This is a genomic window from Bacillus sp. B4EP4a, assembly GCF_006680105.1.
Classification (GTDB): Bacteria; Bacillota; Bacilli; order Bacillales; family DSM-1321; genus Peribacillus; species Peribacillus simplex_E.
Genome location: NZ_VHIK01000001.1, coordinates 1 through 17959, shown reverse-complemented (window position 1 = coordinate 17959; position 17959 = coordinate 1). Strand labels below are relative to the sequence as shown.

The following is a 17959-nucleotide window of genomic DNA, read 5'->3' as shown; positions in this document are numbered from 1 at the left end:
TATTATGACATTAACACCTTTTGGAAAATACCTTTTCAGAATCGTGTAAAGATCATAATGATTGGAAACAGGAAAAATAAATCTTACATAAACTGCATATTCGCTGTGACTCTATTCGCATAGAGCAGTGAAGTGAATATAAGCCAGTTGTACAGTTTGATTCCTATTTTATTTGGGGATCATGTGCGACTGGCTTTTTATATTTCCCGTTAACTTTGTCACCTATATTACAAATAACAGGAGGAATTATTCATGAGCATTGCAGAAAAAAAGAGAGCTAAGTTCGAAAGGAAAACAGAAAAATATGAGGTGAAAGTTCACCCTCAATCCAGCCGTTTATATCATATTGAAATTTCAAAAGAGGCCATTGCCGCTTTTTTAGAAACCGTATCGAAGAATAATCAGTCTGTTCAGCATCTGGAATATACACCATATGCACGACTCATCATTGCTTCATATCTATTGGATCAAGTGGGTGAAGATTTTGGTGAAGTGCTTCGGAACATCGTTCATGATCGGGAATCCGGCGGCTTCACCCTAGGCTTGGAGGGTGTTACGGAAAATACGGATGAATACGTCATTTTTGCAACGGCCATTTCATACTTGCTGGGAACTCCAAACCATGATGCAATGTCAGGAAAATATTATGCCCGCTTTAGTGTTCAAGACACGGATAGCAGTGATTCGTATTTGCGTCAGGCTTATCGATTATTTACCCTTCATACGGACGGCACCTTTGTAGATGAACCGACGGATTGGTTAATAATGATGAAGATGATCGAACAAAATGCACGCGGTGGCGAATCACGTTTATTGCACTTAGACGATTGGAAAGAGCTTGATATGTATGTGAATCATCCATTATCCAGCCACAAATTCAAGTATAATGCTCCAAAAAGCAAGAACATTGATCAGGAGATTGAAAGATTGACTTTCTTTAATCATAATAACAAACCTGGTATATGTTTTATCGATCAATTCGTTTATCCAGAATCAATCGAACAAGCCAAATACTTACGCGATTTATCCAATTCATTAGAAAGCGATGAAAGTGTCCTTGAACTGGAACTGCCTGTTGGAGATTTAGTTGTCGTAAATAATATATTCTGGCTTCACGGACGCGCTGCATTTGAAAAAGATCCGAACCTGAACCGTGAATTACTTCGCCAGCGCGGAAGATTCAATCAATAGTTTCATTTTGTAAACCCAAATTTTTTTCATCCCCAAACACCATTTTAAGATAAATTCTTTTCAACCGAAGGGTTGGAAAGCAATTTATCTTTTTTTTAAGGTTCAGTTAAAGAGTAATGTTGTTAATGGAAGGGAAAAAGAGGACCTTAAACATGGGGCATCTACCTGTTATCTTGAACTAACGCTATCAGCGTGTAAAAATTATTCTAATCTATATTCTCTTTAATCTTCCTGTTTCATCATTGAAACCTAATTTAATCATTACATTAATGACCAATTCTTTTAACTCTTAAACTATTTAGCGGGTCAAGATTATTTGGATGCTAACAACATACTTCTAGGATTTCCTCATCCATCTGGAGGAAATGGTCATCGACATAAGCAATTTGCAGCAAATAAAGAGCAAATGAAAATGATGTTACAGCACTATTTTTCAAAGGAAATGACCGTTGGTTAAAGAGGAGGACTTTATGCTCAATGAAACTTATATAGGTATTAAAGGATGGGGAAACATTTGATTAAGCATTCTATAATTCATCTAATAGTGTTAAAAGTAAAATTAGCTATTTACTAGTGATATTTTGAAGATTATAATAAGAACAAATGTTCTTTATTATAGGAGGCATTAACATGGATGAACTAGAGGAATTTTTAAAATCACTTACTATAGAAGAGTTAAAAGTTATTTATGAAGAAGTATGTGGACCTGATGTTAATAAATAGAGGAAAAAATTTGAAATAGAAGATTCTCATTTTTTCATTTCATACAATGGAAAAAATAAATAGATACATTACTTTATTGAAAACGATTAAAGTAACTGAACCATCAACAGTCAAGTATGAGAGAAAAAATGTTTGGATGGTTATTTGTGGCTTCAACAATTTCCTTTAGAGAAAAATCATTCGGTATAAACGATGTTTGCTGCACAAGCAAATATTGTTCAATGGTACATAGATATTTGCGGTAGTTTTGAATCGAAGAATTTGTCAAATTCCCACAAGAATGTCCTGCTCGAAAAATTAAACAATTTATAAATCAAGGACCCATTAAAGGTCCTTGATTTTTTATGAGAGGACCATTTGAAAAAAACTGAATCTGGGTATTTTTCAGATCAGTCGATATTCATTATTAAGCCAATAGGTAATGATTTGGAAGTTATGTGAAAAGTGCGCCTCTTACATCATAATTTTCTATATCGATTTCGATTTTTCTATCAAGTGCGAGGTTTGCCAATAGGGAGCCTAAATATGGGCCCATTGTTAAACCGGAAGCTCCAAGACCATTGGCTACGATTATGCCTTCCCAGTCAGGTAGAGGACCCATGACAGGAAGGAATCCCGGCGTGAATGGGCGAAAACCGACCCTTGCTTCAACAAACATACTATCCGTCAAACCGGGAGCGGTTTGCAAGGCTTTGTTGAAAACTTCCTGCAGCCCACCTGCGGTCATTCGGTTATCGAAAACTACCGTATTTTCATGAGTTGCCCCCGCAACGATTTTATTATTATCGAAAGCCAAAAGATATTGATCACTCGGAGGCATGACCACAGGCCAGTTATTCGTATTTTCATTTGGCGTTTCCAGATGAATGATTTGAGCCTTTTGGAAGGTGACTTGAAAATTCACGCCCAGTGGCTTCAGTAATTCCGGTGCCCAAGCGCCAGCACAAACAATGACTTTATCAGCAGGTATGAATTCATCTCCAAATGTTACACCTGTCACTTGTGCACCGTTATATGAAAGTATAGCCTCACCATACAAAAGTTGTGCACCGTTTTTTTGTGATGCCCGCAATAAGGAATCACGAAGTGCGCGTCCATCAACCCGCGCGGCACCACTCACGTGAACGGCTGCATATTCACTGGAAAGAGGCGGGAATAAGGCACGGGTCTCCTCTGCGGAAAGCAATGTGATCGCCCCAATCTCCGGTGCATCTTCTTTCCGTTTTGCCGCCCGGTTCTTCATGGCATTCAATTTAGCTTCATCTGTATGTAGACTTATGGCCCCAACTTGGGCATAACCAGTTTCTGTTTCCCCGTCCCGTTCAAGTTCTTCAATTAAACCGGGATAAAAAGCCGCTCCATTTTTTGCAAGGAGATACCAAGCTTGGTTGCGCCTTTGCGATATCCACGGGCAAACGATTCCTGCAGCTGCAGATGTTGCCTGACCGACATCTTGACGGTCAATAATGATCACTTCAGCCCCATTTTTAGCCAACTGATAAGCAGTTGAAGCCCCCAAAATTCCTGCACCAACTACAATGATTTTTTGCATATTCAACATCTCATTTCTCTCAAATGTATTAACTCTTACCACTACTATATCGAAGACACGAATTGATTGCTACAATCGGCATTGTAATTTCTTTCACAAAGTTATTTTATCTATAGGGAATATGCTATGATTGAAATTGCGAGAGCTTGAAAAGATACTAGGAGGACAAATCATGTTAAAAAAACAAATGGAATCATACATATCAAAATCCGTAACCGATAAAAAGGTTGAGTTGTTTAATGAAGAAAAGGATTATGTAGAAAAGCATAAATTAATTGCTGATGATATCATTATAGTGGAAAAAGAAAATGCATCCCGTTTTACAGATGCTTATATGGAGCGCAGTAATAAAGAGAGCGAAGAATTAATCTCTGAAGAGAACTCTGCATTTTTATCACAACCTATCGAGTATTTGAAAAAAAACAAAGATGAATTCCTTTACTTTGAATCACAATGGTTCGAATTAATCGGTGTTGAGGCACTTTCGTTAGAAGTCGATGATGTTTTCGGTACATATAACGCGATGTTTGGATTGAAATTCCAGAAAAAAATGGCTGAAGTTTTAAAAACGTATTTAACTAAGGAACTTCAAGGAGGAATTGGATCGTTCAGTTTAATGTTTAATCAGGGCGACGGGCTATGGGACGTGAATTTTGCCTTGGATAACTTAAAAGGGTTTAGAGAAGACATGTTATTAGAAGAAGCATTTAATTTAATCTATCATTTTCTTTTTATCCTTGTTCAAACAATCGAGGAAGATATGTAAAACGAGGTACCGCCATTAATTTTAATGATACGTCAGTTTGTAGACAAAAGGGTTTCGGAATGCTCTCATTCCGAAACCTTTTTGGTTTTTTATTGGATTTGAAGCAGTAATAGAGAATAATAAATGGATCATACCTGGGTGTCATACCTCTGAATACATATCTTACACCAAGTCATACATGAAAGAGAAAACAATGGCCGTCTCCAGTTTACGACCAAATGTTTCGATGGCACCAGTTGATCTATAGTAATCATTTCAAGTTGATCTCGCTGAATAGAATAATGTTTAGAAAGTACCCTTATCACATTAAGCTTTAATTCTTCTATATTTATAAAAAGACTGTAGGAAAAAAAGGAGTTCTTTCTTATTGTTAAAACAAAGTTGATTGGAACGGAAGTGGCGAGACTCCCTCGGAAAGCGAGTGCCTGTAGTGGAAATAAACGGTCATATTTTTACAGTCCCCCCAAAAAAACTGTAGCCATTAATTTTAAGGGCAGTTCTTTTATTTCTTGAGTTAACCAATGCCCCAGGCCATGGCTTCTGGATTTTAATCGAATGGCTATGGATATTGATTAAAGGAACTTGAAAGAATTCGTCGAATTGATTAATGATATACCTTTATTTAATAAACTTAAATGTTTTGTTTTTTGATTTTTTGTTCATGTAAATAAAGTTACATCGGAAGGGGAAGTTATATTTGCTGAATGAATTGAAAGTTACACAAGTTACCATTCCAATGCCTTTTAGGTTGGATCATGTCCATTGTTTCCTAGCAGAAGGTAAAAAAGGGTGGACAATCATTGATACGGGATTAAATAACAAAACGACAAAGGATTTATGGAACCCAATTATCGAAAAACACGATATTACCAATATTATCATCACCCATTATCACCCAGACCATTTCGGATATGCAGGGGCATTACAACAATTAACCGGTGCGGATGTTTGGATGACACAAGTGGATGAACATGCGGGAACTACGTATTGGGAAACGGATTCGCTGAATCTGCTTAAAGAAAATTATAAGGCATGTGGAATGGAAGACGAGGTAGCCGTCGCCTTATCCAGTGACGAAAGTGGATTCATGCCCCAAGTAAAACCCTATCCTACTGTAAATCATCATCTTGAAGAAGGAATGAAGCTGCATTTTGGCAAATATGAGTATGAAGTAATTTTCACGCCGGGGCATTCTGATGGCCTGATATCATTATACAATAAGGAAAAAAGTGTCCTTTTCTCGACAGATCATATATTGCCCAGGGTATCTCCAAATATTTCGTATTGGTTTAAAGGTTTCTGCAACCCATTGGAAGAGTTTTTTACTTCTTTGAAAAAAATACAAAAGCTGAATGTTGAATATGTCATCCCTTCACATGGGAAAACGTTTCAAAATGCCAATAAAAGAATTGTTGAATTGTTGGACCACCATCAGGACAGGTTGCATATAATTCATGAAAACATGAAAGAGCCGATTTCTGTAAAAAGTGCTTGCCATATCTTATTTGGAAATCTGCCCATTCACGAAACCAGGTTTGCTGTTGGTGAAACATTGGCCCACCTTGAATACCTTCTTTTGAATGACCAATGCAGAAAGTTTAAACGTGATGGCAAATGGTATTATCAATCCATTTGATATATTGAACATTGATTCTAGCTCATGTCATATGAGCTTTTTTTGCATTCAAAACGCAAGTCACACTGTCTTAAATATACTAGTTAATGAATAAGTTTAAACGGTTTTGTTTACGTAAAAGGAAAAAATGTTATGGTTATTTTTAGATTCTTATGAATATTGAATCTGTGGAGAACGTTTACTGAAGACAGGTTGGGAGTTTTGAGATGAAGAACATGTATATGAAAACAGCATCAGGAGTGTATATTAATTATTTCCTGTTAGGTATGGACAATATCATGCTCGCATCGAATATGTCGTATATAACGGAGCAATGGGATACAGATAGTGCCGGGGTAAGTTATATCATCGCAGCTATAGGGGTGGGGAAATTACTTACATATGCATTTACGGGATATTTATCAGATAAAATCGGGCGAAAGCCATTTCTTATTGCTTCATCAATGGGAATGGGTATCTTCTTGATCGGTATTCCATTATCACCAAATTATCATTTGGCTTTTGTTTTTACCATCCTTGCAGGTGTCGCTAATTCGTCAATGGATGCCGGTTCATATCCCGGTTTAACAGAGCTTTTCCCAAGAGCTTCCGGTTCTGCCAGCGTACTGGTGAAAGCATTCATGTCTGCTGGAGCATTTCTTCTCCCGTTCATGATATTATTTTTCTCGAATCATGAGATGTTTTATGGATATGCCTTTTTTATTCCTGCTGCCATTTATCTATTGAATCTGATGTTTTTTTTTTCACCGTTTCTTTTCCAAGTACGAATATGTATAAGGAAAAACAAGTGGACGATCGTACCGGGAGAATGAAATTCATTTCAGAACCAGTATTACGTAAAGAGGGACTTGCTCTCGTGATAATCGGTTTCACATCAACAGGATTATTCACGGTTTCACAGATATGGCTTCCGACTTATGGTCAGCAAGCTGTGGGCATGACAATGGCCAGTTCCATCAAATTACTGAGTTATTATAGTTTAGGGGCGCTTATTTCTGTATTGGTTTTATCCGTATTATTAAAAAAGATCGTCCGGCCAATAACGGTTATCATGATTTATCCGATCATAACTTTTATTTCAATCCTTACGATCCTTTTGGTTAAAGTACCGTTCATTGTTTCCATCACGGCATTTTTCATCGGACTTTCCACTGCGGGGATCTTTCAATTAGCCATTACGATAATGACGGAATTTTTCTGGAGAAAAAAAGGAACAGTGACCGGGATCGTGGCAACAGCTGCTGGATTGGCGTCTATAGTTATGCCGCTTGTAACGGGTTGGGTGTCGAGAAGCGGGAATATATCAATCATCTTCATATTTGATGCATTCCTGTCTGTAACTGGTTTTATAGCTGCAGTTTATGTTTATTTTCGCTATGGAAAGCTGATGGGTAAGGGAAAAGAGCAGACAGGGGATATTCGTTTACATGCCTGATACATCCTTTTTGATAAAGTGAAAACCACCGCCCATCAAACTTGGGCGGTGGTTTTTTCATTGCCTGGCACCTATTTGTCCTTTTACTTCTTTCATGATATCTTCAAGGGATGTGACAATTCCTTTATCATCCTTATAGCTAATGTGCTTAGGTTGAAAATGGATAGGTGAATCCAAACCAGCAGCGGCTGAGATTCGATATAATCCTTTTCTAAGGGTAACAAGAAAATTGACCACACGGTATTTCTTTTCATCGATGACAAGTGCCTTTTGCAGTTCCGGATCAGTGGTTGCTACCCCGACCGGACAAGCATTGGATTGACATTTCATCGTCTGAATACATCCTATCGCAATCATGAAACCACGTGCTATGTTAACAAGGTCGGCTCCCATGGATAGGGCAATGGCGATTCTATCAGGCGTGAACAATTTACCGGAGGCGATGATTTTAACCCGATCTCGGACGCCGTATTTTTCCAGTGTCGATACTAAAATCGGCAACGCGGATTTTAGCGGCAATCCTACGCTATCGATCAATTCCTGATACGAAGCACCCGTGCCGCCTTCACCGCCATCCAATGAAATGAAATCCGGACCTTTCCCGGTTTCTTTCATATAACTAGCAAGCTCTTCGACACTGTCATTGCCGCCGATGACCATTTTGATACCGACCGGGATGCCTGTATGTTCCCTGATTCTTTCAATAAAATCGCACATGGATTTTACGTCATTGAATTGATGGAACCGATTCGGACTATCGATCGCTTTGTATGGAACGACCTTACGGATTTCAGCGATTTCCGGATTCACTTTTTCAGCATCAATATGCCCTCCGCGAGTTTTGGCACCTTGAGCCAATTTGATTTCAAATGCTTTGATTTCTGGTATTTCACTTTTTCTTTTTAACTCATCCCAATCCATCTCGCCCTTACTATCACGAACCCCAAACATGGCTGGCCCGATTTGCATGATTATATCGACACCGCCGGTTAAATGATAAGGAGAAAGTCCGCCTTCCCCTGTATTCATCCATGTGCCTTTTGCTGCAGCCAATCCCTCAGAAAGGGCAGTGATTGCGTTCTTCCCCAAAGAACCATAACTCATGGCGGACATGCCGATAAGACCTTTTAATCGAAAGGGGTGCTTAGTGTTTGGGCCGATGATCACGGCATCTGTATCATCCAATAAGAATGCAGAGGACACTTCATCTCCCCATTTTTCTTCTCGCTGTGAGAAAAGCGGGTCTTTCATTAGAATGTATCTTTTAGTCGTCACTTTTGTTTCTCGATCATATTTTTCTTCTTCGGCCAATTTTGGGAACATGCTATTCTTAACAAAGAAGCCTTCTTCATCAAAATCCCGTTTTGAACCAAAACCTATTACATCCCGTAAATATTTTGAACTTTTCACCATATGTTCATAGTCATCCCGGGAAAAGGGTTTTCCTTCGTTATCACTGTTAAACCAATATTGCCGCATTTCAGGCCCAATTTTTTCTAGAAAGTAACGTATTCTCCCGAGCACGGGGTAATTTCTTAAAATTGCATGATGCTTCTGCGTGCGGTCAAAGAAAACCATATAAAGTAATAGGAAAACCAAGACGATGATAACGATGAAAATAACGGTAAATCCAAGGATAATTAAAATATTTGCGATGCCACTCATTCAAAATCCCTCCTGATATGCAAAAAAAATCATGTATTGTTAATCTACTCGGTTATTCGATCAATTATACAGATTTCCAATGCAAGGATTTAATAGGGATAGAATGAGTTAATATAAATAGACCGTCTTCTTCTTAATATCTTCAATTTCTCCTTTTCGATTGTCTTACCCAAATGGCTAACTGCAAAGTTATTTCATCATGCAGCTCCTGTGGATTATACCCTGTAATTACCTTGATTTTTTATTCGGTATATAAGGGCACATACCCGGTCATTTAAGTTACTAAGGAAAAATTGTTACAGCGTCTCGACCAACTTTTGATAAGCTGCCTAGTTTCATTTCTGATTTCCGTTTCGTCCGGTCATCTATCCTTTCCAACAGTGACTTTGTTTCCGCAGTATATTTAGTAAAAGTGCTGATTTAGCTTCCCGGAAAGAGTGACATTTGTATGATTCCTTTTCCACAATTGAGCTCAAACCGATTCGAATAACAAAGTGCTTTTAATGTATGATGACTGTATCCAGTCTTTGGTCTATACTATTTTCAGCAATCGCAGTAGTTACGATGCGTCACGATTTCCAGAGGCGGTGATGGTTCCATTATCATCCGTAATAATAATAATATTTCGGTTGATTCTATTGGTTTGACAATTTCCATTGTACTTTCTTGCATACAAGTCATCCTTATAGAATTTTTAGTTATTATCAAGTTTTCGATAACAGAATGGTATTCGTTTTCATACAAACAAGCTATAACTTATAATGAAAAAGGGGATGGTCGTTAGTTTAAGCCTTTAGCAATCTTATACTTTAGGAAGTTGGGAAAATAACAGAATACTTACTGGTATAGCCAAAAAACAAACAACATGTCATACTAATTTCGTATAGAATGAACGGTGATTAAAATATTTCCAAAGATTATAATTTATAATATATTCAAAGGGGGCCTGAGCATGAAAATTGTTATTGCACCAGATTCCTATAAAGGAAGTTTGTCAGCATTAGAAGCTTCCAAAGCAATCGAGCGAGGGGTCAAGAAGGCACTGCCGGATGCGGAGACAGAATTGGTTCCTGTAGCGGATGGCGGGGAAGGTACGATGGATAGCCTTGTGGCAGCTACGAATGGTCGAAAAGTTGAAGTGACTGTTAAAGGACCTTTACTTGAAGACGTTCAGGCAGCATATGGAATCTTGGGTGATCAGGAAACATGCGTGATTGAAATGGCCAGTGCATCCGGACTGTGCCTAGTAGATCCAGATGAGTTGAACCCATTGATCACTACTACATACGGAACAGGGGAGCTTATTCAAAAAGCATTGAATGATGGCTGTAGAAAGTTCATTTTAGCTGTAGGTGGAAGCGCTACCAATGATGCGGGTGTTGGAATGCTCCAGGCTTTGGGAATGAGGGTGTTTGATGAAGATGGTAAACCGCTGGGATTCGGGGGTGCCGAATTATCGCGGATATCAGAAATTAATACGGAAGATTTTGATTCCAGAATTGCAGATTCCGAGTTTTTGATTGCCTCGGATGTCCAGAATCCGTTAGTTGGTCCGGATGGAGCATCAAGTGTATTCGGACCTCAAAAAGGTGCCACTCCTGCCATGGTTGAATTGCTTGATAAAGCTTTATCATCATGGGCTGATTTAGTGGAAATCAAGACAGGCATACACTTGCATGATAAAGCAGGTGCGGGTGCTGCAGGTGGAATTGGAGGTGCATTTCAAGCCTTTTTCCCAGCAAAAACAAAAAGGGGCATCGATATTGTGTTGGAGCATACGAAAATGGTTGAAAAATTGTCCGATGCTGATTGTGTCTTTACCGGTGAGGGCCAAATTGATTACCAGACAGCTTCAGGCAAAACACCAATGGGAGTTGCACAAGAAGCCAAAAAGCACGATATTCCAGTATTTGTTTTAGCAGGATCAATCGGAACTGGAATTGAAGTTTTATATGACCATGGAGTAACTAGTGTTCATAGTTTAGTGAACGCTCCTATGCCATTAAAGGAAGCTATGGAAAGAGGAGCTGAATTGTTGGAAGTTTCAGCCGAACAAGTAATGCGGACTTTTTTGGGAGCGATTAAAAATAGGAGGTAATTAATTGTTTTCTAAAAGAGCTTCAAGATAAAAGAAATCTTATCAATTCAAGTTAAAAATGAAGAAGAGCTTGAAACGATTGGATACTTTTTGAATGGGTTCGAAATAAATAATTCGCTTAAAAGATCAGTCCTCAAGGTTTATAAGAATTCCTATTTAGTTAACTGTGGGCATTTTTTGAAATTGGTGCCGATGCCTTTCCTATAGAACAAACGGGTACGTTAGCCGTAAATCAGAGCTGTCTTTAAGACAGCTTTTTCTTTATGCAACTATCGGGGCAGGTTAGTACAAAGAACTGAAAATGGGCGAAAGTGAATGAGTATAGAAAATTAACTAGATTTGCTTATCAAGTGTTAATTGAATTCCTATCTTTAACACCCTTTAGCAAAATTCATTGTATTTGTTTTAAGAAAGGTACTTACCCTATTTTATTTAATTACTGACGAACAAAACATACAATACACAATAGTATAGGTATACATAATGAAAATAAGAAGAAGTATGTTAATTATTCAAATTGACAAGCTTGAAAGAAGAAAAAAACAAGTGGGGATGTTGCTGTCATTTGGGATAATCAATTATTCTGTCCTTAACATTTTCTTGAAGTATCCATAAGAATAAATGGAGAGTTAAGGACGAATGCAAAGCAAAATAGTTCTAAGAAGCTGAGAAAAATTCTATTGGGATAAATTTTGCATCGATGCTTAAACTAACTCAAAAAAGGAGTGAAACTTATGTCCCAAACAAAGTTTGATTCGAAAGTTCTTTCAGTTATAGAAGATAAAATTCGGTTAATTAAAATAGATAAAAAGGCCATTTATTTAGTTGGTCCCATTCGACTACCAGTTAACTTATATGGGGAGACGGTAGTGTTCAAATGGTATTGTTGGCTAAATTGTGACGAAGTAACAGAAAACTATGAGAGAATTATTGAGAAATTATCTTCTGTTAATTTAGCTGAATTGCAGCAATCAAGTGTGTTAGTATATGGTGACTTTTCATATAGTGATGATGCCATTATCAGAATGCATTCCATTTGTCATACAGGAGACATATTTGGCAGTAAGCGATGCGACTGCGGTTATCAATTGAAAAAATCCATGAAAATGATTGTGGAACATGGTGTGGGTGCGTTGTTTTATCTAGCCAATCATGAAGGAAGAGGAATTGGTCTCTTTAGTAAGGCACTGGCTTATATCCTTCAGGAAAATGGTTATGATACAGTTGATGCTAATAGAAAACTGGGTTTTGTAGATGATTCCAGAAACTATAATGACGCGATACTAGTACTGAAAGCACTAAGATCCAAGCCGGTTACACTTATAACCAATAACCCAAAAAAGCTGGAAGCTCTGAAAAACGCTGGTTTGGAGGTTGCAGGTAGAAAGCCTTTATGGGGAGATATTTCGGAGTTTAATGAGAATTATCTCCAGACAAAGATAAAACGTTCAGGTCATTTAGAGGAAGAGAGGATTTGTCCAAATGACTAATCTCATCCTGCATCTACACCTATAATTGTTCTGGGCCAATATCCTAAACCACTAAGAAAATATAATATACTTAATTTACTTTATTAATGTGAATTGTAGTTGTTTTAATTGGAAAGATAGATATGATCGCTATCTCTGAAGCACTTCCTTGGCAGCTTTTATGTGCATTATTGGAGTAGTATATGTGCAATTAGCGATTATTGCTGTTTCGAAAATTGGAGTAATTACTGCCGTTATCCCAGTCTTGATGCTGCCGATACAATAATTTTCCTGAAAATTCCGAGAATAATAAGAAATGCAACTTTACTTGTGAAAAGTGCAAAAATAGAAAATAATCTTTGTTGAACTAGGGGCTTTTCTTTATTATTTAGAATCTGATCAGCAGCTCCTTTTCTTATGCAACAAAAGGGGCAGATTAGGTCACTAAGGGTTATGGAATGGTTTGTTACCAGAAATTTATTTCCCCGAATTATTTCACGCTATATACACTTACAATAACTAATTCGAACGCTATCACCAAAATACTTCGCAATCGACAGTGCTCCTTTTTTATTAAACCGTGCAACTTTATTAACTTACATAAAAATTATGCTAGGAATGAATAAGTATATTATTTACTTTCCTTGCTGAACATAGTTAAGAGTGTTAACAGAGAATATTAGAATTAGAAGGGCCCAGCATTTATGAAGGCTGTAACTTATCAAGGACCAAATCATGTACAAGATAACCAAGTAGAGGATGCAAAATTAGAAAAAAAGACGATATTATAGTTAAGGTGAGACCGTGTTGTGTTCCCTTTAATGTTTCATGCGGACATTGCTTTTATTGCCAACATGAAATGAAAAGCCAATGCGATAACTCAAACCCTCATTATGATTCTGGAGGATACTTTGGTTATACTGAAAAGTTCGGTAACCATCCAGGAGGTCAGGCTGAATATTTAAAAGTCCCTTTTGGGAATTTCACTCCCTTTGTTATCGAGGAATCATACGAATTGGAAGATGAGTCACTGCTCTTTTTATCGGATGTTCTGCCAACAGCTTATTGGAGTGTAATAAATGCAGGTGTAAAATCAGGCGATACTGTTATCGTTCTTGGATGTGGACCTGTTGGGTTGATGGTACAAAAATTTGCCTGGATGAAAGGTGCAAAACGTGTGATAGCAGTTGATTACTTGGATTACCGGATCAATCATGCGAAAAAGATGAACAAAGTTGAGGTATTTGAGTTCACAAAATACCCCAATATGGGCGAACATTTAAAAGAGATTACTCATGGTGGGGCAGATGTCGTCATCGATTGTGTAGGTATGGACGGAAAGAAATCACCCCTAGAGTATCTGGAACAAAAATTCAAACTGCAGGACGGAACCCTAGGACCTATTCAAATTTCTACTAAAGCTGTCCGGAAGTATGGGACAGTGCAAATGACTGGTGTTTACGGGGGTAACTATAATCTATTTCCATTAGGTGCATTTTGGATAAGAAATAATTAATCTTAAAATGGGACTAGCTCCAGTCATCCATTTAATGCCAGAATTGTATTAAAAAATAAGAAATAACGAATTGACCCAAGGGAAATTATCACACACAAAATGTCACTTGAAGACGCAAGTCATGGTTATCAAATTTTTAATAATCGTAAGGATGAATGTATTAAAGTCGTTTTAAAACCATAATCCCCTGGAGCATGGCATTACGCAGAGTTTGTCTCACAAAGGGAATTGTTACGATAACGCTGTTATGGAAATTTTTTTTGGTATCATGAAATCGGAACTGTCTTTAAGGCAGTTTTTTCTATATGGAACTAAAGCGGCAGTTTAGTTGAATAAGAAATAGTTAAATAGAACAAATGCGATTCTTAAATTGATGGATCGCTTTTTTGCGTAATATCTTTAAGGGAACTGTATGTTTTTTATTCTGGACAGGCGTTATATTATCCGACATGGGATAAAATCAATTGTCCCAATTAAAGATTTTAAAATGGCAAAAGAAAATTATTTGAATATTTTTATCTTGAATTATTGTATTTATGTTACTATAATTACATGGAAAGTACGCGAATCGAATAAACACACGCGAACCGAATACTTTCTTTGGAAAACATATTGTAGTAAATAGATAGGGGAGTCATTATCATTGAAAAAATTAATGTTGATTACAACTGGTGGAACAGTAGCCTCACTTGAAGGAGAAAACGGACTTGCACCTGAACTGCATGCCGGTGATTTATTAAGTTACATACCTGAATTAAATGTACGTTGCCGTATTGATACGAAGGAGTTAATGAACATTGATAGCACCAACATGCAACCAGAGTTTTGGATAGACTTGGCAAATGTAATTTACGATCATTACGATCATTACGATGGCTTTATTATTACGCATGGCACCGATACAATGGCTTACACATCAGCTGCACTTTCTTATATGTTACAAGATGCATCAAAACCGATTGTTATTACAGGTTCGCAAATTCCAATTTCGTATAGTAAAACAGATGCTAAACGAAACATTTCAAATGCCATTCGTTTTGCTTGTGAAGAAATAGGTGGGGTATATATTGTATTTGACGGCAAAGTCATTCAAGGGACAAGAGCGATTAAACTTAGAACGAAAAGCTATGATGCCTTTGAAAGTATTAATTATCCGTATGTTGCATCGATGCATGATGACCATATTGAATATAATAAATCCATTCATATCAAAAAAAAGAAACACATTCAATTAGATACATCACTTTGTACAGATGTGGCGGTTGTGAAATTACATCCTGGGATAAAACCAGAATTTTTTGACTGCTTAAAAGGTTTGTATAAAGGAGTGGTTGTGGAGAGCTATGGAAGTGGTGGTGTACCTTTTCAAGTGCGCAACATTTTAGCGAAATTAATTGAATTAACAGAGCACGGTGTATCGGTTGTCATTACGACTCAATGTCTAGAAGAAGGAGAAGACATGAGTATATATGAAGTTGGTCGGAAAATTGACCATGATCGTGTAGTACGTTCTAAAAATATGAACACAGAAGCAATCGTGCCGAAATTGATGTGGGTGCTAGGAAAAACAACAGATCCTAAAAAGGTAAAAGAAATGATGGAAACAACGATTGCAGCAGATATTTCGTTAAATTTTTGAAATACTGCCATTAAGTCTATTAACTCAAATATTTGAGAGCTATAAATTCCTGACTTTGGACAGACTTCATCAGTTGATGAAGTTGATCTTTTTTTACAGTGAAAAAACCATGTATCTTCTAAGCTAGTAAATTTTAATAAGAGGTGTTTAAATGCAACAATTATTACATGATGTAATTGGAGTAACGAATGATTTCCTTTGGTCAAAATTATTAATTATTATGCTTGTTTCTTGTGGGATTTATTTCACATTTAAATTGAAATTTGTACAGGTTAGAATGTTAAAGGAAATGGTCCGTGTATTAATGGAAGGAAGAAAGGGTTCTAAAGACAGCGTTTCCCCCTTTCAAGCGTTCTGTATCGGTATGGCCGCTCGCGTTGGAACAGGAAATATCACAGGAATTGCGATTGCGATTGCATTAGGCGGTCCTGGAGCGATATTCTGGATGTGGATTATTGCAATTATTAGCTCGGCAACCAGCTTTATTGAAAGTACGTTAGCGCAAGTATATAAAGTAAAAGATAAAACTGGTTTCCGAGGTGGTCCATCCTATTATATGGAAAAAGGATTAAACAAACGTTGGATGGGAGTATTATTCTCCATTTTAATTACGCTTTCTTTCGGACTTGTATTCAATTCAGTACAATCAAATACCGTTACAATTGCTTTTGAGAACTCATTTGGTGCAGATCGTTTAACTGTAGGGATTCTCATGACAATTGCTTTCGCTGCGATTATCTTTGGCGGTGTGAAGCGTATTGCAAAAATTGCTGAATACAAGGTTATGATTCTAGGTGTGTTATATCTCGGAATGACATTATTTGTCATTGTAATGAACATAACCAAAATGCCGGAAATTCTTTCTCTTATTATTAATAACGCGTTTGGCTTTGAACAACTAGCAGGCGGTTCAATCGGCGCTGCGTTCATGAATGGAGTTAAACGTGGATTATTCTCGAATGAAGCTGGTATGGGGAGTGCGCCAAACGTTGCCGCAACGGCAAAAACAAGTCATCCGGTGAAACAAGGGCTTATTCAGGCATTTGGCGTATTGACGGATACACTGATCATCTGTACAAGCACAGCATTTATTATTTTACTTTCGGATGCTTATAAACAACCAGGGCTAACTGGCATTGCACTTACACAAACTTCATTAAGTGAACACATCGGTTCCTGGGCATCAGGTTGTCTTGCTATCTTTGTTTTCCTATTTGCATTCGGTTCGTTAATTGGTAACTATTATTATGGGGAAACAAATATTCGATTTTTACACTCAGGTAAAGCATGGTTAGTTCTATATCGAATAGGCGCGTTCTCCATGATTGTATTCGGTTCGATTGCAAAGGTCGAGCTTGTATGGGATTTAGCGGATTTATTTATGGGCTTGATGGTTATCGTAAACTTAATTGCTGTTTTCTTATTATCAAAAGTAGCTTTTGCAGCATTAAGTGATTATATGAAACAGAAAAAAGCTGGTCAAGATCCTGTTTTTTATAAAGACAGCATTAAAGGTCTTGAAAATCTTGAATGTTGGGAGTTTTCTCAAGATGCTGCCACTTTTATAAAAAGAAAAACCATGTAAACATATAAAAAAAGATCTTCAGACATATTAACTATCAACCGCATACGTTTCCGTCTGACTGTTTTAAAGTAAGTATCAGTGCTTCAACTACATTTCATTGCTCATTATTGAACTTTTCGATGAAATCGAATAAAATAATCTACCACCAGGGCAGCACTTTCTGAGCTCATTGTTGAGCTATCTGTTATGGAGTTGGAATCTTCGGTGGAGACCCGAATTTTATATTTTCTAAGGTCAGTATACCTTAATTATCAAAGGAGTTTTTTCATAATGCATGTGCTACAAAAAATAGTTCGCTATCAGAATCAACAAGGCAATATACATTACGGTATTGTTGAGGATGAGATGATATTACAACTGTCTAGCAGTTTTGCTGAACTTGTCAACAAGGAAATAAAGTATGACGGGGTAGAGCTGAAATATAGTGACGTAAAAATTCTGGAACCTGTAAAACCATCGAAAGTTGTTAATTTCGGCTGGACATATGCAGGTCATGCAAAGGAAACCGGGGGAGAGGCAAACCTTGTAGAACCATTTCTCTTCTTAAAGCCATTATCTTCGCTTATTGCAGACAAGGAGAAAATTATCCTTCCTCCAAACGATCTATCCAACCAAGTGGAACTCGAAGGGGAAGTAGCCTTGGTGATTGGAAAGCGCGGAAAAAACATCAAAGAAGAAGATGCG

The 17959-nt window shown here is 37.4% G+C and carries 11 protein-coding genes and 2 pseudogenes; 10 read left to right on the top strand and 3 right to left on the bottom strand.

The features are described 5' to 3' along the window. Nucleotides 1–252 precede the first annotated feature (252 nt). Entirely contained in the window at nt 253–1191 is a 939-nt protein-coding gene (gene glaH, locus FNK51_RS00065) for a glutarate dioxygenase GlaH (protein ID WP_141992067.1), read from the top strand. Nucleotides 1192–2347: 1156 nt separating this feature from the next. On the opposite strand, the gene FNK51_RS00060 is transcribed toward glaH, so the two are convergent. Next, nucleotides 2348–3466 carry an NAD(P)/FAD-dependent oxidoreductase gene (locus tag FNK51_RS00060; protein ID WP_141992066.1) on the bottom strand — a complete coding sequence of 373 codons (1119 nt, stop codon included), beginning with the start codon at nt 3464–3466 and terminating at the stop codon, nt 2348–2350. A 172-nt stretch (nt 3467–3638) separates the two neighbouring features. On the opposite strand from FNK51_RS00060, the gene FNK51_RS00055 reads away from it, so the two are divergent. From FNK51_RS00055 to FNK51_RS00045, 3 genes and pseudogenes are all read left to right on the top strand, one after another. Further along, a complete protein-coding gene (locus FNK51_RS00055; protein WP_098373304.1) occupies nt 3639–4232 on the top strand; it encodes a branched-chain amino acid aminotransferase in 594 nt (197 codons plus the stop codon). Nucleotides 4233–4929: 697 nt separating this feature from the next. Further along, entirely contained in the window at nt 4930–5868 is a 939-nt protein-coding gene (locus tag FNK51_RS00050; protein ID WP_141992065.1) for an MBL fold metallo-hydrolase, read from the top strand. A gap of 206 nt (nt 5869–6074) precedes the next feature. Next, a pseudogene (locus FNK51_RS00045) lies at nt 6075–7303 on the top strand (MFS transporter). Nucleotides 7304–7360: 57 nt separating this feature from the next. On the opposite strand, the gene FNK51_RS00040 reads toward FNK51_RS00045, so the two are convergent. After that, nucleotides 7361–8968, bottom strand: a complete 1608-nt coding sequence (locus FNK51_RS00040; RefSeq protein WP_141992064.1) for an FMN-binding glutamate synthase family protein — start codon at nt 8966–8968, stop codon at nt 7361–7363. A gap of 543 nt (nt 8969–9511) precedes the next feature. Continuing rightward, nucleotides 9512–9640, bottom strand: a complete 129-nt coding sequence (locus FNK51_RS27020; protein ID WP_260399867.1) for a hypothetical protein — start codon at nt 9638–9640, stop codon at nt 9512–9514. A 280-nt stretch (nt 9641–9920) separates the two neighbouring features. Between FNK51_RS27020 and FNK51_RS00035 the strand changes: the two genes are divergently transcribed. The 6 genes and pseudogenes from FNK51_RS00035 to FNK51_RS00005 all read left to right on the top strand — a co-directional run. Beyond that, nucleotides 9921–11066, top strand: a complete 1146-nt coding sequence (locus tag FNK51_RS00035; protein ID WP_141992063.1) for a glycerate kinase — start codon at nt 9921–9923, stop codon at nt 11064–11066. A 734-nt stretch (nt 11067–11800) separates the two neighbouring features. Beyond that, nucleotides 11801–12556: a GTP cyclohydrolase II gene (locus FNK51_RS00030; RefSeq protein ID WP_141992062.1), complete on the top strand. Its 756-nt coding sequence runs from the start codon at nt 11801–11803 to the stop codon at nt 12554–12556. Nucleotides 12557–13239: 683 nt separating this feature from the next. Beyond that, nucleotides 13240–14234: pseudogene (locus tag FNK51_RS00025) on the top strand (zinc-binding dehydrogenase). Nucleotides 14235–14694: 460 nt separating this feature from the next. Continuing rightward, complete coding sequence (locus tag FNK51_RS00015) at nt 14695–15690, top strand: asparaginase (protein ID WP_141992061.1); 996 nt, start codon at nt 14695–14697, stop codon at nt 15688–15690. Between the two features lie 151 nt (nt 15691–15841). Further along, on the top strand, nt 15842–17275 hold the full coding sequence (locus FNK51_RS00010; protein ID WP_141992060.1) for an alanine/glycine:cation symporter family protein: 1434 nt from the start codon (nt 15842–15844) through the stop codon (nt 17273–17275). 270 nt (nt 17276–17545) lie between these two features. Beyond that, nucleotides 17546–17959 (top strand): fumarylacetoacetate hydrolase family protein (locus FNK51_RS00005; RefSeq protein ID WP_141992059.1); only part of this gene is annotated, 414 nt, incomplete at its 3' end.